Below are 246 nucleotides of genomic sequence, written 5' to 3'. Positions count from 1 at the left end.
TGATGCATTGGAACCGCTCGTATTATTTTGCAACGAGTGTCGGTTATTTATCTGATCGAATTGGCTATCCAAAAATATAATATTTAATTAATCATAAAGCCGCACAGTGCGGCTTTATTCTTTTTTAAAAATCTTATCTTTTAGGTCTATTACCTTGCCAATGCCAGAACCGAGTTTCATTAGTTTATTAAGTTGCTCAGGAGTTAAACGTTGTAATTCAGAAGACCATTTAGTCACTGTTTCAAG

1 pseudogene is annotated in these 246 nt (G+C 34.1%); it reads right to left on the bottom strand.

Annotated features, from left to right (window positions below):
- Window positions 1-114: 114 nt before the first annotated feature.
- Window positions 115-246 (bottom strand): annotated as a pseudogene (locus tag CWB72_RS20985) (transcriptional regulator); the annotation flags it as partial.

The sequence above is a fragment of the Pseudoalteromonas phenolica genome (genome assembly GCF_005886345.1).
Taxonomy (GTDB): domain Bacteria; phylum Pseudomonadota; class Gammaproteobacteria; order Enterobacterales; family Alteromonadaceae; genus Pseudoalteromonas; species Pseudoalteromonas phenolica_A.
This window is presented reverse-complemented; position numbering and strand designations above follow the sequence as displayed.